Here is a 23,374-nt window from a genome sequence, read left to right as displayed (position 1 = left end):
CGGCATCCCCTGAGAACAGGGGATCCCGCCGCATGCCCAAGACCGCCAAACAGCCCGAGGGGGTGCTGAACCCGACCGACGTCGGCACGCACGCGGCACCCTCCCGCCGAGACGCCGCGCGCGGCCGGCAGATGTCCCTCTCGCAGATCGCCGGCGCCCTCGACCGGGACCGCAACACGGTCAAGAAGTGGCTTGACCAAGGCTGCCCCTTTGTCGAGAAGGCGGACCGCGATACCGGGCGGGAGTGGGCGCTCGATGTCGCTGAGGTCGTCCGCTGGTTGGAGCGCCGTTCCGCCGAGGCCGCCGCCGAGAAGCTGGGCGCCGGGCCGGATGGTGCGGTCACCGAGGGCGAAGCCAAGCGGCGCCGGGCCGTGGCGCAGGCCATCATAGCTGAGGCCGAGGCGGCGGAGATCATGGGCACCCTGTCGCGCACCAGCGTCATGCTTGATCGCGTTGCCGCCGACTACGCGGAGATCCGGGGCCGCCTGACGGGCATCGGCGACACCGCCGCCGGCCAAGTCGAGCGCAAGGTCGCCAAGCGCGTGAAGGAGATCGTCGACGAGGCGGTGTCCGGTGCCCTATCCGCCCTGCGCACGGACGGCGGGGCGGCCCCGTCCGCCGGGTGACCATGTCGGCGGTCGCAGACGAGATCCGGCTCGAGAGCCTCCCCGTGCACACGGGCGAGGCCGCGTTCGCGCGCGCCATGGATTCGTTGCGCAACGACGTCCTCCAGATCCCGCCGCCCCTCCTGCCGTCGGAGTGGATCTCGCAGAACGTGCGACTCGCGAACGGCGAGTCCTCGAAGTCGGGTCAGGTCACGCTGCGCGGCTACCAGCGCGAGCCGGCCAACAGGCTGATGGACCCCGACTGCTCGCAGGTGACTGTCCGAAAGGGAACGCAGGTCGGCTGGTCCATGCTGACCAGCTTCCTCACCTGCTACTCCGTCACCTACCTCGGCTCGCGCGTCATCTACGTGCAGCCGACGGACGACGACGCGCAAGGGTTCTACGACGAGAACATCGACCCTCGGACGAGGGACATCCCGGCGTTCGCGGCCATCATCCGCACGCCCGCGCGCGGGCAGCCGCAGGACAAGTGGGATCTCCACATGTACCGGAACGGCGGCATCCTCTACATGCGCGGCGCCGCGTCCGACGACGCGGCCCGGCGCATCAAAGGCAGGCATATCTTCTGCGACGAGGTCAACGCCGAGGCTTGGCAGGGTCGCGGCGGCGAGAAGGACCAGGGCAACAAGTTCGACCTGTTCCGCGAGCGCGGCACCGACTTCTGGGACTCGAAGGTCTACGCCGGGTCCTCGCCGACGCACCGCGACACCATCGGCGAGAAGGCGTGGCAGGAGTCGACGAAGGGCGTCTACCACGTTCCTTGTCCGCACTGCGGCCAGTTCCAGGAACTCGTCTGGGGCGGTCCGAAGATCAAGCACGGGTTCAAGTACGACGTCGACGCGCGCGGCGTCGTCACCCGGTGCTGGTACGTCTGCGTCCATTGCGAGAAGGACATCGACGAGACCGAGAAGGTCCGGATGGACGACCTCGGCCATTATGTCCACCAGATCCCCAAGGTGCCGGGCAACTACGGCTACCACTGGCCGCAGTGGCTCTCCCAGGCGCCGAAAGCGAACTGGGCGAACATCGCGCAGCGCTGGCTGGCGGCGCAGGGCGACCCGGAGAAGCTGAAGGCGTGGATCAACAACTTCGCCGGGGAGCCGTGGGATGACCTGTCCGGCGGCGGGATGGACGCCGACGCCGCCCACGCCATGACGGTGCCGTACCCCGCCGAGGTGCCGGACGACGTCGTGGTGATGACGGCCGGGGTCGACACCCAGACGAACAAGGAAGGTTCCGAAATCGAGACGATCGCCTCCCGCGAGGTAACCGTGGTCGGCTGGAGCCGTCACGAGATGCCGCGCGTCATCGGACACTGGATCGTCGCCGGGGAGCCGGGAACGCCAGATGCCGACGCCGCGCTCGACGCGATCCTCCAGCGCGGTTTCCGGAAGCGCGACGGTTCGGAGCACTTCGTTCAGGCAAGCGCCAACGACATGGGCGGCCATTTCGGGGACGCGACCAAGCTGTACGCGCACCAGCGCATCAAGCGAAACGTCTGGGCGATCAAGGGGAAGAACAACGCCTTGGGCAGCCGCTCTCCGGCGGTGTGGCCGAAGAAGGTCTCGCGCGACAAGGCCAAGGGGATGTCGTTCTACATGATCGACACCCAGCTCGCGAAGGACGCCGTCGGGCGCAAGCTGAAGGTGACGGGGCCTGATGGTCCGACGTTCCCGTCGTCGCTCCCCGAGGATTACTTCAAGGGGCTGACGGCCGAGAAGTTCGTCGTCGACAAGCGCGGCCGCAAGTTCTGGATGCGGAAGTCGAAGGCGAACACCGGGGAGCCCTGGGACTGCCTCATCTACTCCTACGCCGCGCTCTGCGGGCTGAAGCAGTCCTTCCTGCGCTGGCGCGACTTGAATGTCGCAGCGGACCGAGCCGGGATCAGCAGGGATCCCGCCCACGACCCGGAGACGGGCGAGATCTCCGACGCCTACGGAGGCCCCGACCGTAGCGCGCAGGCCGAGGCGACGGACATCGAACCCGCCACCGAAGCGCGCGATGCGGCACCTGCCGCGCCGCCGATGGCACCCGTCCGTGTCGCGGCGTCGGAGCCTCCGGCACCGCCGCCGCCACCGCCCTCCCGACCGCCTCCGGTGGTCCGCCGCCCGCGCGCGATGCGCGTCTCGAGATGGGGATGACCCGCATGCGCCTGTTCAGAACCTGGACCCGAGACGAACTCGTCGTCGCCATCCGCGGACTCGAGGAGGGCCTGACGACGGGTGCGCAGTCCGTCGGCTACTCGGCGGCCGGCACCGTCGTCTACGTCCGACGCGCCGACGCGATCAGCGTGCTGCGCGACCTCTACGAGCGGCTCGACGAGTGTGACGGCGCGCAGCCGCGTCCCCGCGTCCGGCACGTCCGCCCCATTCCCCTGAGAGGCTACTGACATGGCGAAGGCCAACCGCTCCATCGGCGAGGCCGCTTCCGCTCCGGTCGCTCCGTCCCCGCCCGCCCGCGCGACCCGCGTCGCCAGCCGGGTGATGTCCTCCATGCGCTCGGCGTTCTTCGGAGCGTCGGCGATGTTTCGCGCGGGTCGGACGGCGTACGAAGCCGCCTCCCGGTCGCCGCGCGTTGAGGCCTCGGCCGACGTCGGCCCGAACGGCGCGCTCGGAGAGCACGAGGTCATCCGGCGCCGAAGCCGCCACACCTACCGGAACGACCCGCTCTACCGACAGGCGATGCGCCAGGTCGCGAACAACGTCATCCACTACGGCGTAAAACCCATCATTCCGTACCCCGACCTCGCCGAGCTTTGGGAGGACTGGGTCGAGCAGGCGGACTCGCGGGGGCAGCTCGATTTCTACGGGATGCAGTGGCATGCCGTGTTCACCGCCTCGCTGTCCGGCGAGGTGCTGTTCCGGTTCCGCGAGCGCCGCGACGACGACATGGACGCCGTGCCGCTTCAGTTGCAGATGATGGAAGGCGACCACCTTCCCCTGACGCTGACCCAGCAGGCGGCGAACGGAAACTGGATCGTCGGCGGCGTGGAGCGCGACGCCATCGATCGCGTGACGGCCTACCACATCTACCGTCACCACCCGTCCGACTGGACCGGGCGCACCAACGCACTGATGCCCGAACCTGTCCCGGCGCGCGACGTCATCCTAATGTACCTTCCGGAGCGGCCGGGCGACACGCGCGGCGTGCCGTGGGCGGCCCCGGCATTGAATACCTTCGACGCGCTGCGGACGTACGACATCGCGGAGCTGGAGCGGAAGAAGGGCACCTCCACCTACGGCGGCTTCTACGAGCGGCCCATCGATGACGACGGCTCGGTGCCGGGCGCGCTGCCCGCCGACGACGAGGGGGCGATGCTCCAGCCGCTCGAACCGAACACGTGGGTCGAGCTGCCGCCCGGCTACAAGGTCACCTTCTCGCAGCCGCCGTCTTCGGACGCAAACTACGGGCCGTACCGCCGCGAGAACATCTCGATGGCGGCCGTCTCGGTTGGGCTGGCGTACGAGCACCTGACGCTCAACTTCGAGAAGGTGTCGGACCGCCAGTACCGCGCGATGATGCTGGAGGTCGGGCGCCTGATCGAGAGCCTCCAGTACCACATGGTCGTGCAACAGCTTTGCAAGCCGACCTGGAGGCGGTTCGTCGAGACCGCGATCACGTCCGGCAGGTGGACGCCGCCCGTGAACGCCCGCAAGCGCGACTACATGCGCGTGGAATGGGTGTCCCCGGCTCGCGGTCACATCCACCCGGTGCAGGAAGTCACCGCCGTCGCCGCCGCCATCTCGGCCGGGCTTCTGTCGCGCAAGCGCGGCGTCGCCCTCATGGGGGACGATGTCGAGAAGATTGACCTCGAGAACGCGCGGGACAAGGCGCGGGCCGACAAGCTGGAGCTGGCCTACACGGTGTACCCGGGAGCAGATGCGGCGGCCCCGGCGCCATCGGATCCCGGCCAGCGGGTCAAGGACATCGTCGAGGCGGAAATCTCCGAGACGGTGGAGAGGATCGAGGAGGCGGAGGCGGCGTAGCGGCAGGGCGCCGGACGGCCTCCCGCGTCCGTCGCCTTGTGGCAAAAATGTGAACCATTCCGCCGCGCGTTTGTTGACGAAGGGAAGCCGGGCCACAAGCGATCCGGCCAACCTTTGGAACTCACGATGAAATTTGCCCTGACCGCCGCCGCAGCAATCCTCGCCGCCTCGTCCGCGATGGCGCAGACGGCCACCCCGGCGGCCCCGGCGACCACCACGACGCCTGCCGCTCCTGCCGCGACCACGACGCCCGCCGCCCCGATGGCGACGGCTGCCCCGGCACCCGGAGCCACCACGGGCGAGATGTCCGGCGGCATGATGATGGGCACCTCGGCCACCGTCGCCCTGAAGTACGTCACGATCTCGGAAGCCGACATCATGGCGTCGCGCCTCGAGGACCTCGACGTCTACAACAACCAGAACGAGGACATCGGCGAGATCGAGGACCTCGTGATCAAGGACGGCAAGACGATCAGCGGCGTCGTCGTCAGCGTCGGCGGCTTCCTCGGCATCGGCGACCGCTACGTGCTTCTCGACCCCTCCAGCATCGTGCTGGCTGACCAGAACGGCACGCTGCGCGCCATGGTGAACACGAACAAGGAGGAGCTGACCAACGCTCCGACGTTCTCCTACGAGAACCGCGACTGACGTTCCCCGATGGGACGCGTTGGACGGGCGGCATCCGATTGGGTGCCGCCCGTTTTCGTTTGAGGGAGAGAAGCCGGCAACTTGATGGATTGCGGAAACACCGCCTTACGACGTCCCGGGGCAAGGTCTGACAAACCTTTGCTCGGAGTCTCAATGCGCGCAGCCGTCGTCCTCCTCGCCCTCGCCACCCTCGCTTCCTCCATGCCGGCCTCGGCCGCGTCGATGAAGTCCACCTACACCGACGTCGCCTCCTGTCGCAGCGTCGACATCCGCGAGGACGAGTTTGCGCACTTCTGCCGGGGTCCGGACGGGCTGGCGGCCGTCCTCTACTACGCCGACGGGCGGGCGGCAGCGACCTTCGGCCCGGCGGCCAAGGGCAAGCGCGATGAGGTCCGCGACGGCGCGGGCGGAGAGATGGAGCCGCTCGGCATTGGGGCGACGGGCGCGCCGTTCGGCGGCAAGATCGAGTGGGTGTCCGCCGGCGGCGGCGCGCCGTGCGCCGCGATCGTACGGATGTCGCTGGAGGCGGGCAGCCGCCTTGTCGTCACCTCGCTCGGCGGCACGCCGGAGCGGGTCGCCATCGTGAAGGCGAATCGTGAGGCACAGGCGGCGGCCGCGAAGGCTTGCGGCGATGGTTGATAAAACAGATCGGGCTAGACGCGGCGACGGCGCCCATCAAAATCGTGACGGCCCGAGTTTGTCCCTCGGGTTGGGCCAGGCGACGACTTCCGCGCCTTCTTGGCCCGGTACATCTCGACGTCGGCATCGACCAAGGCGGCGTCCAGTTCGGTGCCGGGGCGCCAGATTGCTCCGCCGACGCTGACGCTGATCGTGTCCGGGTGGTCGATGGAACCCGCGCCGGCGGAGACGGCCGCGACGATCGCCTCGACGCGCGCCGACAGCCCCGTCGACGTCGTCTCGCGGAGCAGGAGGTGGAACTCGTCGCCCCCCACGCGGGCCACGGTTTCCCCCGCTCGGCAGCAGGACGCAAGCGCGTCGGCGACGCACCGGATCGCCTCGTCGCCGACGCGGTGGCCGTGGGCGTCGTTGATGCCTTTCAGGTCGTCCAGGTCCGCGACGAGGAGTGCGAACCCGGCGTTGGTGTACACGGCCTCGGCGGCCGCATCCTGCGAGATGACGTCGAAGAGACGTCGGTTCGCCAATCCGGTGAGAGGGTCTTGGTGCGCGAAGGCCGTCAGCTCGGCATGCCGCCGCTTGATCCCTGTGATGTTCTGGGACACCGCGACGATGCGCACGACCTGCCCTGTGACCGGGTCATGCTCCGGAGAAAGGGTTGTGCGAAACCACCTCCGGCCGTCGATCAGGTCCGCGTAGTCCTCGAACTCGCATGCCACGCCCGACCTGACGCATGCCTCGTAGCGCGCGGTCAAGAGGTCGGCCACTCGGCCGCTGAGGCAATCGCCGAAGAGCTGCCCGATGATGCGCGAGGACGAGAGTCCGAACTCCCGCTCCGCCGCCTCGTTCATGTGGGCAAACCGGAAACGCGCGCCATCCTCGACGTCGACGACGAACAAGGGCACGGCCAATGCGTCTGGATCGAGAGAGGGTTTCAACGCGAATTGTCTCCGTGTCCGTCCATCAGTTTAGGCGCTAAATCGTTAACGCTTCCTGATGGATTCTCTTTGCTGAGTTTACGCCCCTCTGATGTCAGTCCGACCGTACCGTCCGGCAGGTCATCCGCGAGCCCCCGCTCCCCGGCATCGCGGATGGCGCCTTCGAACCCGGCTCCGTAGACCTCTTTGATCTTGGAGCGCTTGGCGCGGCCGTCTCGCTCCTCGTAGTCGACGATGATGCCTATCAGTCGTTCGACGGTCATCGAGCCCCTCACGCCGCATCCCGATGGAGCGACACTAGATTCCCGTGTTCCACTTAAAGCAAGGACACGCCCATGCCCGTCGTTTCGGTAGCTAGCGATCGCACGCTTGTGATTAGGTCCCTGCCCGCCGGCGCCTGACGCTTGAGAAGCGACAGGGGAGACGCACCATGCTCACGACATCCACGACCACGACGGCCACCTTCGACCTCGGACTCTTCCTCGCGGACGACGAGTACGACGCGCACATGGAGTCCATCGCGGCGGAGATGGCCGCGTTCTCGGGCGGCGTCGAGAAGAGCCGCGACGTCCACTTCCACATCCCCGGCAACGAGGACGGACAGGAAGCCTGCAAGGCGAGGCTCGCTCACCACGGGGTAACCCTCGCCGCCGCCGACACCGAGGCGGCGGAGTGGCCGCAGGAGCTGCGCGACGTCCTCTTCGCCATTGTCGAAGACGTTCACGCTCGCCGCCTGCTGGGCAAGCGCTGGCAGCGCGTCGGCGAGGCGGTTACCCGGCTCCCTGCGGCCGTGCGCCAAAAGCACCCCGGCTACGCGCAGGTGGCCTTCGAAGTGGTCGAGGGGCACCGGAGCCGTCTAAACGTTGACCACCGCAGAGCGATGTACGCTTTCGGCTTCTGAGGCGCCGGGCGGCCCCGCGCACGCCCTCCGAAAAAATATGACGGCGGCCTCGGGGTCGCCGTCGAAAGTTGCGCCGGGCGGCGGCTGACTGGCCTCACGATCCCTTCGTGAGGCCTTTTTCGTGCCGCAGCCCGCCACCCCGACCGCCGCCCTGATGTCGACCCGCGCCCTCTCGCGCGGGCCGTCGAGCGTCGTCGTGGAGGCCCGGACCTTCCAGGCGATCCTCACCAGCGAGCATCCGGTCAGGACTTGGATCCCGGCCCCGACGGGCGACGACTACATCGAGGTCGACGAGGTCCTGCTGACCTCCGGCGTGGACCTCTCCCGCGCGCGGGGGATGCCGCTCCTCGACAGCCACTGCTCGTGGGGCATCGAGCATCACCTCGGGCAGGTCGACGAGATCCGCGCGGAGACCGTCGCCGGGCTGGGCGACTGCATCGTCATCTCGGCGCGCGTGAAGCCGAGCCGGGCTGAGATCGTCGCCGAGATGGCCGAGGGTTTCCACCCGAACCTGAGCGCCGGGTACGTGGTGCATGAATACGAGCTGGTTGCCCGCACGGGCGACGTTCCGCTGGCGCGCGCGACGCGCTGGACGCTGCTCGAAGCCAGCCTCGTGCCCATCGGTGCCGACCCGAACGCGAGCGTCCGTTCCGGGGCGAAGCCCGCCCATTCCCCGCCGACCGTGCGCATGCTCGCAGACCCGGCGACAACTCCCAAGCAGGAAGACACCGTGGACCTCGAAGCCCTTCTCGCTGCGGCCGAAGCCGCCCAGACCGCCGCCGACGAGGCCGTCGCCGCCCTTCCCGCCGACATCCCCGCCGGGACCGACGCCGCCATCTCCGCGCGCGCCGCCGCCGTCCGCCTCCGCGCGCTCGGCGCCGCCGAGCCGAAGGTCGAGAAGACCGACGAGGACGAGACCGACGAGGAGAAGGCGAAGGCCGCGAAGGCGAAGGCCGACAAGGAAGCCGCCGATAAGGCCAAGGATGCCGAGACGGCCGACGAGAAGGCGGAGCGCTCGCAGTTCGCCGCGATCCGGTCGGTCGCCCAGTCCTGGGGCGCCGACGTCCTGAAGCTCGCCGACGACCTCGCGGCTCTCGGCACCCGCAGCGCGGAGATCCGCACGGCCGTCCGCGCCGAGGTCCTCAAGCGTGGCGCCTCGACGCCCGCGCCGGAGGTCAAGCCCGCCCCGAAGCAGGCGGCGACCGAGATCCTCGACACCCGCGCGCTCTACGCCGCCCTCAACAAGCGCTGACCGCCAGTCGCGCTGAACCCCTTTCCCCCGGAGATATCATCACATGGCCGACTGGCTCACTCCCTACAACCCGGACGAAGCCTTCCTCCTCGCGGAGGCCAACGGCTTCCGCTCGCGCGGCAAGGTCGTCCTCAAGGCAGGCGCCGACTACCAGGCGGGCACCGTGCTCGAGGCCGAGGAAGTCGCTGGCGACCCGACCGGGTTCGCGATCCCGTACGTCGGCGCCGAGACGGCTTTCGTCCTCTGCCGCCACGTGGACGCGACGGACGCCGCGCCGCTGACGGGCGTCGAGGCGGCCGTCATCGAGTCCGATGCCGAGGTCAAGCGCCACGAGCTGACGCTCCCGACCGTCCCGGCGGCCGCCGCCTCCGCCGTCGCCGCCCTCGCGGCCGTCGGCATCAAGGTCCGCTGAGCGCGGTCCTCCCCCACATCCTTCAGGAGACGCACGCCGTGCTCAACCATTCCGATCTCTTCACCTTCACCACGCTGACGAACTCGATCAACAAGCTGCCGAACGCCCCCGAGGATCTCGGCCGCTGGTTCAAGTGGCACGCCCAGGGCATCACGACCCTGACGGCCACGATCGAGGAGCGCGACGGCGTCATCGGACTCGTCCAGTCGCAGCCGCGCGGCGCCGCCCCTCAGTCGACCAGGCGCGACACCCGCCGGGCGAAGGCCATTCCGGTCCCGCACTACCCGCTCTACGACTCGGTCCTCGCGACCGAGGTCCAGAGCGTCCGCGCCTTCGGCTCCGACAGCGAGATGGAGACGGTCGCCGGGGCGATCGAGGACAAGCAGATCGCCATGCGTCGCGACATGGAGACGACCCACGAGTACCAGCGCGCCGGCGCGCTGAACGGGCTGCTCCTCGACGCCGACGGCACGGTGCTGGCCGACTGGTACGACTTCTTCAAGAAGCCGAAGACGACCCACGTCATCGACCTCACGAACCCGAACACCGATGTCAGGTCGGAGGTCATCAAGGCCGTCCAGAAGGGCGAGCGCGCGTTGGGCAACCTCCGTCCGCGCCGCTGGAAGTGGATCCAGGGTTCGGACTTCCACCTGGCCTGCATCGGCCACGCGTCGGTCAAGGCGTCGTACGACCGCTGGAACGACGGCGCTGCGCTCCGCGAGGACCTGCGTGAGGCGGGCTTCATGCTGGCGTCGAACGTCGAGGTGATCAGCTACCACCGCGGCTACATCGTCACGCCGAACGGCGAGATCCGGTTCATCGCCCCCGATGAGTCCATCCTGGTGCCGGACCTCGACGGCCTGCTTCAGGTCCGCTACGCGCCGGCGGACACCGTAGAGGCGGCGAACACCATCGGCCTCCCGCTGTACATGTCGGCTGAGCCGAAGCCCTTCGGGCGCGGTGTCGACCTCTGCGCCGAGTCGAACTCGATCCACTACTGCACCCGCATCGAGTCGATCGTCCACATCCGCAGCTAACGGCTGCGGATCGCCCGGGGCGGCGCGCCCTCCTCCAGCGCCGCCCCACCTGATCTTCCGACATCCGGAGCCTGACCGATGGCCGCGTCGCCCCGCGCAAAGCTGGCTCTCGCCGGCCCGAACTTCTCCCCTGTCCCCGCGATGCCGCTCGGCGGCCCAGTCACCGTGTTCGACGTCGCGTCGGGCGCGGCGACGTCGCATGCCGTCGGCACGGAGACGACCCTCGTGCAGCTCACCACCTCGGCCGACGTCTACTACGGCGTGGGCGGCCCGGCGAACGCGGGCAGCCTGCTGCTCTACGCCAAGGGCACCGCCACGCACGCCGTCTCCCGCAACGCCGAGCTGTCGTTCCGCGCGGTCTCCGGGTCGGCGACGGTCCGGCTGCTGGAGGCCTGACGCGATGATGAATCCCAGCTATCCGCCGGGTGGCGACGGGGGCGGCTCCGGCCCGGCGCCCGGCGGCGGCTTCATGCGCCGCCGCTTCCTCGGAGCCGAACGCATCCTGTCGTCGGGCACGTGGGACAAGGCGACGGCCCTAGCCGCCCCCTATCTCGTGGGCATCCCGTCGACCGCGCTCGAGATCGAGGTCGAGTGCGTCGGCGCGGGCGGCGGCGGCCAGAAGCTCCGGCAGTACGGCGGCGCTGGCGCGACGCCCGGCACCATTGCCGTCGACACCTTCTCCGCCGACGACTTCGGGGTCACGGAGCCCGTCAGCATCGGTGCTGGAGGGGTCCCCGGGGCCAACGGCGGCTGGACAAGATTCGGGAACTTCGTCCAGGCGGCGGGCGGGCTTGTATCTGGCGGCCCCGGCCAGGCGATGCCAGGGTCTGAGCAACCTGTCGGACAGAGCTACAGCGCGGGGTTGGCATACGGCCCTCGCGGCCCCGGGGCGGGCGGCGGCACCTACTACAACCCCATCGAGCAGACCTTTGGAGGCGCGTCCAACTCCTACCGCCCGCGGCACTCGCTCAATGGCGGGGTCAACGGTCAGTCCGGTCTCGATGCCCGCGATCACTGGGAATACGGTTCCGGTGGCGGCGCCGGACTCGACAGCTATGCGGCGGGTAACGGCGGCGCGCCCGGGGGCGGCGGCGGAGCGTCGTCGTACGGCATGCCCGGTACGGGCGGCCGAGGCGAGGTCCGCCTACGCTACTACGTCTGGGAGACAGTCCAGTGAGCGGTACCGTGTACCTCGTCGTCGACCGCGAGAGCGGCCTCGTCACCAACGCCGTCGTCGGCCGCGCGCCGTCCGACGACGAGACGCTCGTCACCCGCCGCACGGGCAAGGCGGCAGACGCCTGGATCGGGTGGACCCGAGCCGCCGACGGCACCTACTCGCCGCCACCCCAGCCGCCCCAGCCCGAGGTGCCGGGCGAAGCCCCCGCCCCGCAGGCCACCACCTGATGCCCGCCACCGTCCTCCAGCCGATGGCCCGCATCTTCCTGGCCGCCTTCCGAGACCGGGCGGCCCCGCCCGTCCTCTGGATCCGCCACGACGACCCGACGCCCGTCAGCATCCCCGCGCTCTTCAACGCGGAGTACGCCCCGGTCGACCTCAGCGGCGCGCAGATCGCCGACGCCCGCCCGACGCTGTCTGTCGCGGTCGCGGACGCCCAGCGGCTCGCGCCGGGGCGGCCTCTCAAGTCGGTATTCGACAACCGGGACTTCATCATCGTCGGCGGGGTTTCGTACGGCGTGAGCGACTGCGAGCCGGACGGCGGCGTCATGATCTCGGTGCCCCTCTACGCGAAGTAGCCGCGCGATGTCGAAAGTTGCGCCGGGGCAAGGTCACCATCCGGAGACCAGACACCCGACCCCGGCCGCCCTTGCCTCACCTTCGCACCCTCGTCCGCACCGCCGTCATCGACCGCTTGAAGGCGGCCGTGCCGTCGGTCGGCGGCCGCGTGCATGCCGGGTCGCGCAAGCTGCGGGACTTCCAGGCGCACGACTTGCCCATGGCGGTGGTCGTCGTCTCCGAGACCGCGCCGTCGGATCATGTCGGCAACCGCCCGCGTCGGGTTCGCCGGAACATCGTCGTCGAGGTCGAGCTGGTCGTCGACGTCGGCACGACGGACGACCTCGAGGCGGCGCTCGACGACGCGTCGGTCGAGGTCGAGGCCGCGCTCGCGGGGCCGGACTTCCTGCCCTTCACCGTCGCCGAATGGCGGCTGACGACCACGTCCCCCGGCTTCGGTGCTGGGGGCGGCGATGCCGTCTACGGCGTCCTCACCCTTTCGTACGCCCTCGCGGTCACGTCGACCGAGGGGCGGCCCGACACCCACCGCTAAAGGACTTCCCGCATGGCCGTCAGCTCTGGTTCCGCTGTCTTCACGCCGCCCCCGATTGAAGGTCTGTTCTGCCCGCGTGGGCAGCTCACCATCAAGCCGCTCGGCTCGGACCGGGAGTTCGTGTTCTCCGAGGTCGTGGAGTTCTCCTCGGAGACCGAGCTGACCGAGTCCGAGTTCAGGTCGAAGTCGTTCCCGCGCTCGCGGCTCCGGAAGAAGACCGTCTTCGCCGACAGCCTGACCCTGTCGATGACGCTCGCGACCATGAACCGCTACACGCTGGCGGCGCTCTTTATGGCATCCGCCGAAAGCAACCTGGTCCAGACCGCCATCGAGTCCACGACCCTCGAGTTCGAGGACCCGCGTGTCGGCGACATCTTCGACCTCGAAGCCTTCGACGCGACGGTCGCGTCGGTGACGGACGGCGCGTCCGGGACGCCGAAGGCGTACGAGCTGAACGTCCACTACACCTTCGACGTCGCCTCCGGTCGCCTCGAGGTCATCCGCATCCCCGACGGCGCGGTCACCACCAACATCGCCATCACCTTCTCGGCGGCGGCCATTCCGGAGTCGGCGGCCCGGCAGGCATTCGGCATCCTTTCGACGCAGGGGCTCCGGTGCAAGCTCACGTGGCGCGAACTCGGCGCGGAAGGCCCATTCAACTGGCTGGCCGAGTTCTGGGATGTCGAGCTGCGCCCGTCCGAGGGCTTCGCCTTCGTGGGCGGCGACGAGTTCTCGAACTTCGGCTTGAACGGCTCCGTCTACGCCGTGAACGGCAAGCCCGCCGGGCAGGAATACGGCCGCGTGGTCGTCATTCCCAAGACCTGACCGCCGCCCACCGCCGGGCGGAGCGAACCGCCCGGCCCGACATCATCACCATCCTGGAGGGGATACCTTGACAGACGACCTTCTCGCCCAGCTCGAGGCCGTAGCCTCGTCCGGCTTCCAGCCCGTCACGGCCGGCGCCCTGACCGTGCCGCTGCGCCCCGTCACGCTCGTGGAGTGCCTGCGGATCCTGCGGCGCTTTCCGGCGCTCAAGGCGGCGCTCATCGGAGGCGAGGCCGATGAGGCCTCCATCCTCGACGTCCTCCTCGACAGCGGCCCCGAGGCGGTCGCCGCCCTCGTGGCGGCGGCGGCGGGCAAGCCGTCGGCGGACTATGAGGCGGTCATCGCGCGCCTGCCGGACGACGTCCTCATCCCGCTCGTCCACGCGACGATCCAACTGACGGCACCGGAGGGCATCGAGCCTTTTTTCGCTCGGCTGACCAAGCTGGCGGGCGTCGCCGGGATGGCCGAAGCCCCGGCAGCGGCGCCCGCCGGCAAGCGTATCCGCAAGGCCGCCTAGCCGACGACACGCTAACGGTCCTCGTGTCCGTCGCCTCGCGGCTTCGGGCGGCGGGCATGCCGGACCCCGGCTCTCTGTCGCCCAAGCAACTCGCTTGGGAAGCCCGCCGCCGGGCGGATGACGACCGGGCGGACCTGTATCTCGCGGCCGTCGCCGCCGCCGTTGGCACCAACGGCGACAAGGCAGCCTGGAAGGCCATCACGCCGTGAGCATCTCCTCAACCATCAGCGCGCTCCTCCAGCTCACGGGCCTCACCCAGGCTGCGGCGGGCTTGGTTGCGTTCGCGCGGAAGGTCAAGCAGGCGGCGGGCGCCGTCGCGAACGCCGCCCGCGCGGCTGGCCGTGCCCTGAGGCATGCCTTCGGTCCCGCGACGCAGTTGATGATCCGCGCGACGGCCGCCGCCCTGAAGAAGGTATCCGGCGCCCTCGACCGCGTGACGCGAGCGGCGACCCGCGCGGGCGTCCGCATGGCCGTGACGGGAGCGAAATTCCTAGCCATCCTCGCCGCGATTGCCGTCGCGGGCACGGCGGCGGGCGTCGCCGTCGCGGGCGTCGCCGGGCTTGGCGCGGGCGCCCTCGTCGGAGGCGGCTCGGCGGCGATTGCCGTCAACACCGTCAACAACCAGCAGGTCGCCGAGACCGAGACGGGCGCGAGCCGCGAGAACGCGACTGGCCTGTCCGGTGCGGCGACCACATTCGGGTTCGAGGCCGGGAAGGCAGAGGCGGCGGTCACCTCCCTCCGGGACAAGCTGCGCGACGCGGCGGCGGGAGGCGAGAGTGCGGCCCTCTTCGAAAAGATGGGCGTCGAGGCGACGGACGCATCCGGAAAGGTGCGCGACACCGTCGACGTCCTAAAGGACCTCGACCTCGCCACGAAGCGGCTCTCGGCGAAGGACCGGACCAAGGCGTTCGCCGATGTCTTCGGTGACGACGGCGCCCAGATGCAGAAGTTCATGGATGGAGGCGGCGCCGCCAGCATCGCGGCCGCGTCCGAACGGGCGAAGGGATTCGGCGCCATTGCGACCGATGCCGACGTCAAGATGGTCGGAGAGTTCAAGTCCGCCATCAACGACCTCGTGCTCAGCTTCCGCGGCCTCGCGCTGGCGGTCTCGCGTCACTTGATGCCCGGCTTCACGCAGACCACGAAGGCGCTGGCCGAGTGGATCTCGAAGAACCGGGAGGTCTTCGCCAAGCACTTCGCTGGCGGCTGGGACCGCGTGATGAAGTCCATGCGCGGCGCAGTCGGCGTGTTGCGGATCATTCCCATGATGTCCGGCTACGTCGTCCGGTCGATGCACACGCTGCTCGGGGTGTTCGCCGACGTCGGCCGCTACCTTGCGGGCGACTACATCAGCATCGAACGCTCTTGGGTGTACGAGGTGATGCGCGCGATCCACGCGACGATCGCCGTGCTGACGACGCTCGTGGGCTCCGGCGGGGGCGGCCTCGTGGGTGCCCTCGCTCGCGGGTGGGTCGGCTTCTTGTCGATCCTCACCCAAGTCTGGGCGGCGTTTCTCGGGCTGGACCACGTTGTCCAGCACGGTTGGATCATCGTAATGCGCGACGGCGTGATGGCGATCGTGGGCATCGTCAGCAAGCTGCCCGCCTACATCGCGGCTCTCCCGCCCCAGTTCGACGCCGCGAAGGCCGTCGTCCTCGCGGTCGTGGAAGTCCTGAAGCAGGCGGTCATCGACAGCGTGGCCGCGCTGCTCGCGTTCTCGCAGCTCTCCGCCGAGCAGGCGATGGCGCTGATCGAGGCGAAGATCGCCGCCTTCCAGGCCCGCGTCGCCGAGTTCCTGCGCCCGATCCGGCAGGCGTTCGCCGACGTCTGGGAGGTCCTTCGCGACGGGGACAGCGCGCAGGTCGAGTCGCCGACGATCGCGAAGTTCAAGGCCGAGCTGGTGCTCCTCCGGACGGCGGCTCTTCGCTTCTGGGAGGCTATGAAAGGCGCTTGGGAGAAATTCCGGGGCGTGCTCGACTGGGTCATCTGGGCGACCACCCCGGTGCGCGCGCTGCTGGGCATGGACCCGTTGCAGTTCGCCCTGTTCCTCGGCCTTCTCCGGATCTCTGGTATCCTCAACGTGATGGTGACGACCATCGGCCTGCTCATCACCGGGTTCGGGCGCCTGTTCGCCATGGGCATGGCAGGTACCCTCGGCGCAGGGATTCAGGGTTTCTTGACGGGCATCGTCGGCTCCATGACCAACCTCGCACGCATGATCCCCCAGATCGCGCTGCTTGCGGGCGCCGCGTGGGCGGGTGCGCAGGTCGGCAAATGGGCGGGCCAGAAGTTCTACGAGTACAGCGGCATGCAGGCCCGCGACGACGCGGAGTTCAACGACGCGCTGACCAACCTGCGGAACAGTAACAACGCTCTCCACGACCGCCACCTCGCCGCGCTAGCCGCCAAGCCCAAGGCGCCCGAGATCCCGGTCCGCACGGGCGACGCACTTATGTCGGACGGCCGCACGCTCGACATGGACAGGATTTGGGAACTCAAGCGCGGCGGCGGCTCGACCGACACCGTGAACGTGAACTTCAACGTCGGGAGCCGGACGGCTGCCTTCCAGGGCACTCGCAGCGCCGTCGACGACCTCAACCGCGCGCTCGCCGAAGCCCGCACCGCAGGAGGCCTTCGGTGAGCACGCCTTCGTCCATCCTGTTCCCCGCGCTCGGCCTCGGCGAAGGCTCCGGCCTCGCGGTGCGTGAGAGCCTGCGCCCCATCGAGAACGGGCAGCGGCGCCGCACGATCAACGGCCGCCTCCGGCACACCGGAAGGCCGGAGTTCAATCTGTACGAACTCGAGATCAGCTCCGACGACGTCCAACCCCCGGCCCTCAGCCGCCTCTGGGCGGGCACCATCGTCACCATCGTCCCCGTCTCGGAACTCGGCGACTACGTCGGGAACGGCGGCACGACGGTGACGCTGGTCCGCGACCCGCACCCCGGCTCCGTCCGGACGCGCGACAGCCAAGGTCTCCCGGTGCCTCTCAGCGTCGTTGGCCGCGTCGTCACGTTGGCGAAGCCCGCTGACGGGCTGGTGCGCCTGCACTACCGCCCGGTGCTGACGCTCATGGTGACGGAGGCGTGGACACAGGACGAGGCCGAGACGGGCGGCGCGGCGTCGACGAGCTGGAGCATCTCGCTCGCGGAGGTGGGCGGATGAACTTCATGGCTTGGCTATCCCGCTGGGACGAGCCTTTCGATCCCGCGCGGCACGCGATCGAGGACTTCGAGGTCTATGGCCTGAAGATCCGCGACACGGCCGGGCAGGCATCGGTCGTCGAGGTGGAGATCGACAACCCCGGCGTGGGCGGCTTGCTCGCGCGGCAGGACCGCTACGCCGTCTTCTCCGAGCGCGGGCCGGACGATGCCGTCGCCGTTCAGCTCGCGCGCGGCAGGATCAACGGCGTGCCCAGCGAGTTCGGGACGGACCACATCGTCTGCCAGTTCCTCTGTCTGCCTCCGTCCGACGACGAAGTGCAGCGCGCGTACGCCGACACGCTGCGCACGGACGACGACCGTTACGACCCGCTCTTTCACGGGCGCGACGCCTCCGAGGATCCGTCGACGGCCATTAGCGCGCGCCCGGTCGACTGGTACTGGGACAGGCGGACGCTCGAGCTTCGGACGACCAATTTGATCCGGGGCACGCGGACGTTCGACATCGGCAGCGAGGTGTTTGACGACAGCCTGTCGATGAGCCTGACAGAGAGCCCGGTGCCTATGCTGCGCCGGAGGCTTGTTTTCGATTTCACCCAGTCGTCGCAGGACAAGCAATCGTCCCCCGTTCAAGGCGGCCCCTTCGTCGTCTCCACGTATACGTGGCCGGACTTCATCGCCTCCTTCCCGAAGCCCGGCGACTCCATCGGCAGCGACACCGGGTGGAGCTGGGCCGAGGCGACGGTCGAGGACCTCGGCCCGGGCGGCGCCACCAACGTCGAGGCGCCCGGCACCGGGGTCGAAGGAGCCAGCCTGACCGTCCGGCCGCATACGCTACGGTGCCTCCTGCATGCGCAGCACGACTACTCGCAGCAGCGCGAGGAGGTCGTTGAACTTTTCCTGCCGCTCGGCCTCCAGCCCGTCGTGGGGGACGACCGCCGGGAGACCGTGGAGACCGTGCAGATTTCGGGGCTAACGACCGACGAGACGACGCCGGAATGGGCGTGGGAAGATGAGGAGACGCTGGAGTCCCGCAAGTACGACGTGGGCGACCGGGCGCTCGCGAACGGCAAGGCGTGGTCCTGCGTCCGTCCGCACACCGTCGAAGGGACGACCTTCCGCGCCAAGACGACGGCGGGCGTGGTGCTGTGGGAGCGCGCCGAGAAGGACGTCCCCCTCGACGCGCGGCGGTCCAGCTACGTCGACACCGACCGAGGTGCGAGGACCGTCAACGTCGCGCTCCACATGCTCGAGCGGGAAGCGCTCCTTCAGGCGCAGTGCGTCCGGTTCTCGGGCGAGATCCCTTGGGAGCTGGCGCGCGAGATCACCGTCGACGACGAGATCCGGGTTGCCGGAAGGTACATCTCCGGCGCCGCGCTCGTGGGGAAGGTCATGGACCTTGAGCTGTCCGCCGACGGGGACGGCAACCGGGTCGCCTCGTTCACCGTCGGCTGCGTGCCGGGCGACGGGAAAGCCGCGCTGCCTCCGGACGAGGAGTTCGACGAGCAGACGGGCGACCTCGTCTATAAGGTGTCGGGCAAGTCGGCGTCGACGCCCGTCAACGCGATGGCGTTGCGGATCGCGACGCCGCGCGTGTTCGAGTGGAGCAATCAGGCGGCCGGGCAGTTGGCGGCCATGTTCGTCGCCGACGATCCGGAGGCGGCGTTGTCGACGCGGGCGACGCAGCTTGTGGTGGGCTACGATTTGCTCCGGCAGGAGGACCTGCTGTCCCGGAGACTGCGGGTGACGTGCCGACCGCTCGCGCTGCCCCGCCAGATCGACTTGGAGTCCGAAGCATGAGTTCGTCGTCTACCCGCCAGCTCGTCCGCGCGTTGAAGAAGGCGACCCGGCCTACGAGCGTCCGCGTCCTTCGCGCAGCGGACATCCGCGCGGGCCGGGGTGAGTCCTCGCAGGATTTCACGGTCATCGGAAGCGCACCGGGCACCAAGATCGATGTCAGCGCGGCGTTTGTGTCGGTGACGGTGCCGGACGCGGAGGCGGCCGAGCCTGCAAACTCGGCGGGGACGTGACGTTCGACCCAGCCCTTCCGCTGGTCAGGCAGACAGGCGTAAGTTGTCGTCCTGCGACATCCGCTCGGGCCGCCCCACCAGATACCCCTGGATCGCGTCGCATCCGATGTCACGGAGCAACTCCAACTGCGACGTCGTCTCGACGCCCTCGGCCAGGATCGCGATGTCGAGCTTCTTGGCGATGTGGGTGATGCCCTCCAGCACCGCCATCGAGTGGCGGTCCGTCTCCGCCGTCGCGACGAACGAGCGATCCACCTTGATGCGGTCGAGCGGGAAGTCGCGAAGGTGCGAGAGCGAGGAGTACCCCGTCCCGAAGTCGTCCATGGCAACCGACACCCCGAGGCGCCGGATCGCCCCGAGCATCTCAGCGATCTTTGGCCCGTCCTCGACGATCGCCGTTTCCGTCAATTCGATCTCGAGGCGGCGGGCGGGCAGCCCGCTCGAGCTGAGTGCCTGCGTCAAGTGGGATAGCAGCAGTGGGGAGCGGAACTGGACGGGCGAGACGTTCACCGCGACGTAGGCGTCATCGGCAAGCTCCGCGGCCTGTCGGCACGCTTCACGCAGCACCCACGCTCCGATCTCGACGATCTGCCCGGTCTCCTCCGCCAGCGGGATGAACCGGGCGGGCGAGACGGACCCGAGTTGCGGATGGTCCCACCGGATGAGGGCCTCGTAGCCGATGACGCGGTCGTCGGCGAGCGCGAGGACGGGCTGGTAGGCAAGATGTATCTCGCCCCGCTCGATCGCTGTCCGCATGTCGGTCTCGAGCTGGACGCGCTCGGAAACCGCTTCGAACATACCACGAGTGTAGCAGCTTGCTCGTGCACGCCCGCCGCGCTTGGCTTCGTACAGAGCGATGTCCGAAAGCTGCATGAGCTCGGCCGGATCCTTGGCGTCGTCCGTGCAGCACATGCCGATGCTGCATCCGATGCTGACCTTGATGTCCCCGATCTCGAATGGGCGACTCATAGCTTCTAAGATACGCTCTGCGACATCGGTCGCCTGATAGAGATCGCCGTAGGCGAGCACGGCGAACTCGTCGCCCCCGAGGCGCGCGGCGGCTCCGTCGGTTCCGGCGATGGCGGCCAGCCGTTCGGCGACCTGCACCAAGAGCAGATCGCCGACGCCATGGCCGTAGGTGTCGTTCACGGGCTTGAAGCGGTCGAGGTCGATAAGGAGAAGCTTGAAGCGCTGCTTGGGGTGGAAGTCGCGTTCCATCCGGGCGTTGAACGCACGGCGGTTGGCGAGCTTGGTCAGCGGGTCAAGAAAGGCGAGTTCGGCGATCCGGCTCTGCGCCGCGCGATCCTTCGTCACGTCGTCGAACGTCAGGACGACGCCGCCGGCCTCGACGTGGCGGCACGTCACTTCGATCGTCCGGCCGTCTGCCGTGACGTGTTCGACCGCCTCCTCCTCGACCATCGTGGACCAGTGGGCGATGAGCTTCTCGATCTTGGCGCGTCGTTCGGCGTCCCAGCCATTGGCTCCGTCGAGCGCGTCGATGAACTCGAGGCGGCTCATGCCGGCACGCAGTCCGTCCGTCGGCAGCTTGCAGATCTCGAGGAACCGCCTGTTGAAGAGGCCGAGGCGTTGCTCGGCGTCGATGAAGGCCAGGCCGTTCGACATGTTGTGGAGCGCCGTCGAGAGGACGGCCGAGTGCGCCCGTTCCTGCGCCTCGAAGCGCTGCGCCGTCAGAATCGTCAGGAAGGCGCCGAGGAAGAGGACGGCGGCGCCGACGGCGGTGATGACGCTGAGCGTGACGTTCTCGTGGGCGAGGATTCCCTGCCCGGCGATCGTCTCGAGGTTCGTCCCGGCAATCCCTGTGAAGTGGGCGCCGCAGACCGCGAGCGTGAACAGGCCGCAGACCACCCGGGGAGTGGCAATCCGCGAGGGCAGCCCGGAGGCCAGCGCGAGTAAGAAGGAACCGATGAGGGCAGCCAGCCCCGCCGCAACGGGCGAATGGGTCTGGAGGCACCCTTCGAGGGCCATCATGCCCGAGTAGTGCATCGCGCCGACACCGAGGCCGGCGACGGCTCCCAGAACGGCACGCCACCGCCAGGAAGCCAAGAGAGGCGTGACGGCTAACGGAACACCAACCGCCAGGACAGCGACGACAGCCGACACGGTCGTGGTCAACCCGTCGTACGACAACATCATGTCCGGACGGTAGCCGAGCATGGCGATGAAGTGGGTGGTCCAGACCCCGAGCCCGGCTACGATCGCGGTCCCTGCGAGCCATTGCGGCCTGCGCGCGGGCTTCGCATCGGCAACGCGACCCATCAGCTTGCCGAGCAGCCATCCGGCGACGAGGCAGATGACGAGCGACGTGAGGACGAAGCCAACGGAGTGGCTAGAGGCGAGCTGAAGAAGCGTAGCGGTCATGCCCACATTTTATGCCGAGGCGATGAGAGCCCGGTTAAAACGGGACCCCGGACTCGAACGGCAGCATTCGGGACTCGTCAACCTTGCCGAGGCGATCCTACGGCCGCAGACACGGCCGTAGGATCGCCCTCTCCAAATCCGCCGCCTCGTCTGCCCGAATGCGAAGCCGACGGCATCCGAGCCCACGACACTTTAACCTCGGCGTGCTCTCCTCTCCCGGGAAGGAGCCTCCCATGCTGAAGTTCGCCTTGGCGGCCGTCGCCGCTCTCGTCCTCGCCGCCGCTCCGGCCGCCGCGAAGCCCGTGAACCTGCCCGGCACCATCAAGGGCGGCGCGGTCCTCTGCACAACGAAGGCCAACGTCGGCTACGACGCCGGGCCGGGTTGCATCGAACTGGAGTACGAGGACGACGTCCGCGTCGAGGTGCTCGACTTCGGCGGGGAGACGACGCTGGTTCGGATGGGCGGCAAAAAGCTTTACGCGCTGTCGAACATGGTCATCGTGACGTTCAAAGGCGTCGACATGACTGTGTACAGCTACGTCAGCGGGAAGTGGCCGCCGGGGTTGAAGCGGTAGACCGACGCAACGGCCCTTTCCCGACGAGTTCGACGAACAGCCTCTCGCGTAGTTCGCTTTCAAGGATCCACGCCAGCGGACCACCTGCCTCGGCAACCTTGGCCCTCACCTTCTTCGGCGAATTGCCGGGGAGGACCATCGGGTCGAACTCACCTCGGCGTTCGGCCTTCGCGCATTGCTGCACGAACATCTTGTCCATGGGGGCGAGCGCGATCTCCGGCCTCGGCTTCTCCGGCAGGAGCTTCGCGCTGCCCCAGCGCTTCTCGGGCTTGGGGTGGGCGCGGAACACCGCCGTCGGGTCAGTGCTTGCGGGCGACAGGCTGCTCATGTCTCGGCGCGGTCGACTCCAGTTCAAGCGTGCCATTTCCATCCCCCCGACTCCCGCCGAAGATCTGAGAAGAAGCTACGGCGCCCGTCAATCCCGAACCAGCCGCAGCCTAGGCCGCAGAGTCACCCTCTCCAGATCCGCCGCCGCCTCATCCAGCCGCCGCACCGCGCTCGCGAGCGCCGGGTCGCCAGTCGTGTGGTGCAGGCGGTCCGCCAACGCGCGGGCGTCGTACGCGCAGCCCAGCAGCTCCCCGAGCTGGTCCTCCCGCCGGAGTGCGGCAACGGATTTTGGCATCGGAAACCTCGAATGTTGCGGCGACATCGCGCCCTCTCGGAGTCAACGCGCCCCGGCGCTCCTCGATCCCCTGAAAGCGACCCGCGCCGTGGAAGCCGAAATCCTGAAGTTCCTGCCCTGGGGCACGCTGCTCGCGATGCTCGGCGTCGTGGCCTACGTCGCTCGCACCGCGATGAACTACTCGCGCACCGCCGAGTCCGCCGCCGCCGCGAAGGCGAAGTCGGACGTCATCGAGCGCGAGCTGGGCGCCTTCAGGTTGGAGGTCGCAAGCAAGTACGTGCAGGCCGACGCGCTCCGCAGCATGCGCGACGAGATCTCGGCATCGATGAACAGGCTCGGCGACCGTCTCGATCGCATCGTCGAGCTGTCGCAGTCCCGGAGCGACCGCAGCGGCCCGCCGCGCACCTGATCACGCACACGCGATCGACAAACTCCGTTGACCGACGCCGACCACCTCATATCGCGTCCCCTCGTTTGGCGTGATTTCCCTCTAAGTCGCTGTTGCGATTTGCCTTTACGCGGTCTCCGCCGGCGACAACGCT

At 68.8% G+C, this 23,374-nt stretch carries 28 protein-coding genes; 24 read left to right on the top strand and 4 right to left on the bottom strand.

Annotated features, from left to right (window positions below):
• The first annotated feature begins 32 nt into the window (after positions 1–32).
• The 6 genes from O5O54_RS13205 to O5O54_RS13180 all read left to right on the top strand — a co-directional run bounded on the left by O5O54_RS13205 (position 33) and on the right by O5O54_RS13180 (position 5,899).
• The gene (locus tag O5O54_RS13205) at positions 33–626 is read left to right on the top strand and encodes a terminase small subunit (protein WP_279482266.1); all 594 of its coding nucleotides are present in this window, start codon (positions 33–35) and stop codon (positions 624–626) included.
• A 2-nt stretch (positions 627–628) separates the two neighbouring features.
• Positions 629–2,767 carry a terminase gpA endonuclease subunit gene (locus tag O5O54_RS13200; protein ID WP_279482265.1) on the top strand — a complete coding sequence of 713 codons (2,139 nt, stop codon included), beginning with the start codon at positions 629–631 and terminating at the stop codon, positions 2,765–2,767.
• Between the two features lie 5 nt (positions 2,768–2,772).
• Positions 2,773–3,015, top strand: coding sequence for a hypothetical protein (locus tag O5O54_RS13195; protein WP_279482264.1), 243 nt, complete (start codon positions 2,773–2,775; stop codon positions 3,013–3,015).
• A gap of 1 nt (position 3,016) precedes the next feature.
• Positions 3,017–4,612, top strand: coding sequence for a phage portal protein (locus O5O54_RS13190; protein WP_279482263.1), 1,596 nt, complete (start codon positions 3,017–3,019; stop codon positions 4,610–4,612).
• A 126-nt stretch (positions 4,613–4,738) separates the two neighbouring features.
• Positions 4,739–5,260: a PRC-barrel domain-containing protein gene (locus tag O5O54_RS13185; RefSeq protein WP_279482262.1), complete on the top strand. Its 522-nt coding sequence runs from the start codon at positions 4,739–4,741 to the stop codon at positions 5,258–5,260.
• A gap of 153 nt (positions 5,261–5,413) precedes the next feature.
• Positions 5,414–5,899: a hypothetical protein gene (locus O5O54_RS13180; protein ID WP_279482261.1), complete on the top strand. Its 486-nt coding sequence runs from the start codon at positions 5,414–5,416 to the stop codon at positions 5,897–5,899.
• Between the two features lie 14 nt (positions 5,900–5,913).
• Here O5O54_RS13180 and O5O54_RS13175 read toward each other — a convergent pair whose 3' ends face one another.
• Positions 5,914–6,801, bottom strand: coding sequence for a sensor domain-containing diguanylate cyclase (locus O5O54_RS13175; protein WP_279482330.1), 888 nt, complete (start codon positions 6,799–6,801; stop codon positions 5,914–5,916).
• A 29-nt stretch (positions 6,802–6,830) separates the two neighbouring features.
• The gene (locus tag O5O54_RS13170) at positions 6,831–7,097 is read right to left on the bottom strand and encodes a hypothetical protein (RefSeq protein WP_279482260.1); all 267 of its coding nucleotides are present in this window, start codon (positions 7,095–7,097) and stop codon (positions 6,831–6,833) included.
• Between the two features lie 167 nt (positions 7,098–7,264).
• Here O5O54_RS13170 and O5O54_RS13165 point away from each other — a divergent pair, with 167 nt between their 5' ends.
• The 16 genes from O5O54_RS13165 to O5O54_RS13090 all read left to right on the top strand — a co-directional run bounded on the left by O5O54_RS13165 (position 7,265) and on the right by O5O54_RS13090 (position 19,256).
• Positions 7,265–7,735 (top strand): hypothetical protein, encoded by a 471-nt coding sequence (locus tag O5O54_RS13165; RefSeq protein ID WP_279482259.1) that lies wholly within the window; start codon positions 7,265–7,267, stop codon positions 7,733–7,735.
• 121 nt (positions 7,736–7,856) lie between these two features.
• Positions 7,857–8,987: a hypothetical protein gene (locus O5O54_RS13160; RefSeq protein WP_279482258.1), complete on the top strand. Its 1,131-nt coding sequence runs from the start codon at positions 7,857–7,859 to the stop codon at positions 8,985–8,987.
• A gap of 43 nt (positions 8,988–9,030) precedes the next feature.
• A complete protein-coding gene (locus O5O54_RS13155) occupies positions 9,031–9,399 on the top strand; it encodes a head decoration protein (protein WP_279482257.1) in 369 nt (122 codons plus the stop codon).
• Between the two features lie 38 nt (positions 9,400–9,437).
• Positions 9,438–10,436, top strand: coding sequence for a major capsid protein (locus tag O5O54_RS13150; RefSeq protein ID WP_279482256.1), 999 nt, complete (start codon positions 9,438–9,440; stop codon positions 10,434–10,436).
• Between the two features lie 78 nt (positions 10,437–10,514).
• Positions 10,515–10,832, top strand: coding sequence for a hypothetical protein (locus O5O54_RS13145; RefSeq protein WP_279482254.1), 318 nt, complete (start codon positions 10,515–10,517; stop codon positions 10,830–10,832).
• Between the two features lie 4 nt (positions 10,833–10,836).
• On the top strand, positions 10,837–11,613 hold the full coding sequence (locus O5O54_RS13140; protein WP_279482253.1) for a hypothetical protein: 777 nt from the start codon (positions 10,837–10,839) through the stop codon (positions 11,611–11,613).
• Positions 11,610–11,840 (top strand): hypothetical protein, encoded by a 231-nt coding sequence (locus O5O54_RS13135; protein ID WP_279482252.1) that lies wholly within the window; start codon positions 11,610–11,612, stop codon positions 11,838–11,840. The genes O5O54_RS13140 and O5O54_RS13135 overlap by 4 nt, the downstream gene beginning before the upstream one ends.
• The gene (locus O5O54_RS13130) at positions 11,840–12,190 is read left to right on the top strand and encodes a hypothetical protein (RefSeq protein ID WP_279482251.1); all 351 of its coding nucleotides are present in this window, start codon (positions 11,840–11,842) and stop codon (positions 12,188–12,190) included. The genes O5O54_RS13135 and O5O54_RS13130 overlap by 1 nt, the downstream gene beginning before the upstream one ends.
• Before the next feature lie 71 nt (positions 12,191–12,261).
• Positions 12,262–12,723 (top strand): hypothetical protein, encoded by a 462-nt coding sequence (locus O5O54_RS13125; RefSeq protein ID WP_279482250.1) that lies wholly within the window; start codon positions 12,262–12,264, stop codon positions 12,721–12,723.
• Positions 12,724–12,735: 12 nt separating this feature from the next.
• Positions 12,736–13,548: a hypothetical protein gene (locus O5O54_RS13120; RefSeq protein ID WP_279482248.1), complete on the top strand. Its 813-nt coding sequence runs from the start codon at positions 12,736–12,738 to the stop codon at positions 13,546–13,548.
• A gap of 67 nt (positions 13,549–13,615) precedes the next feature.
• The gene (locus O5O54_RS13115; RefSeq protein WP_279482247.1) at positions 13,616–14,065 is read left to right on the top strand and encodes a hypothetical protein; all 450 of its coding nucleotides are present in this window, start codon (positions 13,616–13,618) and stop codon (positions 14,063–14,065) included.
• 23 nt (positions 14,066–14,088) lie between these two features.
• Complete coding sequence (locus O5O54_RS13110) at positions 14,089–14,274, top strand: hypothetical protein (protein ID WP_279482246.1); 186 nt, start codon at positions 14,089–14,091, stop codon at positions 14,272–14,274.
• Positions 14,271–16,706 (top strand): phage tail tape measure protein, encoded by a 2,436-nt coding sequence (locus O5O54_RS13105; protein ID WP_279482245.1) that lies wholly within the window; start codon positions 14,271–14,273, stop codon positions 16,704–16,706. Before O5O54_RS13110 ends, O5O54_RS13105 begins: the two co-directional genes overlap by 4 nt.
• The gene (locus tag O5O54_RS13100; protein ID WP_279482244.1) at positions 16,703–17,230 is read left to right on the top strand and encodes a hypothetical protein; all 528 of its coding nucleotides are present in this window, start codon (positions 16,703–16,705) and stop codon (positions 17,228–17,230) included. The genes O5O54_RS13105 and O5O54_RS13100 overlap by 4 nt, the downstream gene beginning before the upstream one ends.
• Positions 17,227–19,026, top strand: a complete 1,800-nt coding sequence (locus O5O54_RS13095) for a hypothetical protein (RefSeq protein WP_279482243.1) — start codon at positions 17,227–17,229, stop codon at positions 19,024–19,026. The genes O5O54_RS13100 and O5O54_RS13095 overlap by 4 nt, the downstream gene beginning before the upstream one ends.
• On the top strand, positions 19,023–19,256 hold the full coding sequence (locus O5O54_RS13090; protein ID WP_279482241.1) for a hypothetical protein: 234 nt from the start codon (positions 19,023–19,025) through the stop codon (positions 19,254–19,256). The genes O5O54_RS13095 and O5O54_RS13090 overlap by 4 nt, the downstream gene beginning before the upstream one ends.
• 24 nt (positions 19,257–19,280) lie before the next feature.
• Here O5O54_RS13090 and O5O54_RS13085 read toward each other — a convergent pair whose 3' ends face one another.
• Positions 19,281–21,635, bottom strand: coding sequence for an EAL domain-containing protein (locus tag O5O54_RS13085; RefSeq protein ID WP_279482240.1), 2,355 nt, complete (start codon positions 21,633–21,635; stop codon positions 19,281–19,283).
• A gap of 233 nt (positions 21,636–21,868) precedes the next feature.
• Between O5O54_RS13085 and O5O54_RS13080 the strand changes: the two genes are divergently transcribed.
• Positions 21,869–22,210 (top strand): hypothetical protein, encoded by a 342-nt coding sequence (locus O5O54_RS13080; RefSeq protein ID WP_279482238.1) that lies wholly within the window; start codon positions 21,869–21,871, stop codon positions 22,208–22,210.
• Here the strand turns inward: O5O54_RS13080 and O5O54_RS13075 are convergent.
• The gene (locus O5O54_RS13075) at positions 22,176–22,538 is read right to left on the bottom strand and encodes a hypothetical protein (protein WP_279482237.1); all 363 of its coding nucleotides are present in this window, start codon (positions 22,536–22,538) and stop codon (positions 22,176–22,178) included. The two genes, O5O54_RS13080 and O5O54_RS13075, sit on opposite strands and share 35 nt — an antisense overlap.
• Before the next feature lie 382 nt (positions 22,539–22,920).
• On the opposite strand from O5O54_RS13075, the gene O5O54_RS13070 reads away from it, so the two are divergent.
• The gene (locus O5O54_RS13070; RefSeq protein ID WP_279482236.1) at positions 22,921–23,241 is read left to right on the top strand and encodes a hypothetical protein; all 321 of its coding nucleotides are present in this window, start codon (positions 22,921–22,923) and stop codon (positions 23,239–23,241) included.
• Positions 23,242–23,374: the final 133 nt, after the last annotated feature.

Origin of the sequence: Aureimonas sp. SK2 (genome assembly GCF_029813115.1) — a bacterium.
Lineage (GTDB): Bacteria > Pseudomonadota > Alphaproteobacteria > Rhizobiales > Rhizobiaceae > Aureimonas.
The sequence above is the reverse complement of the archived record's forward strand: the minus strand, read 5'-3'. Positions and strand labels throughout refer to the sequence as shown.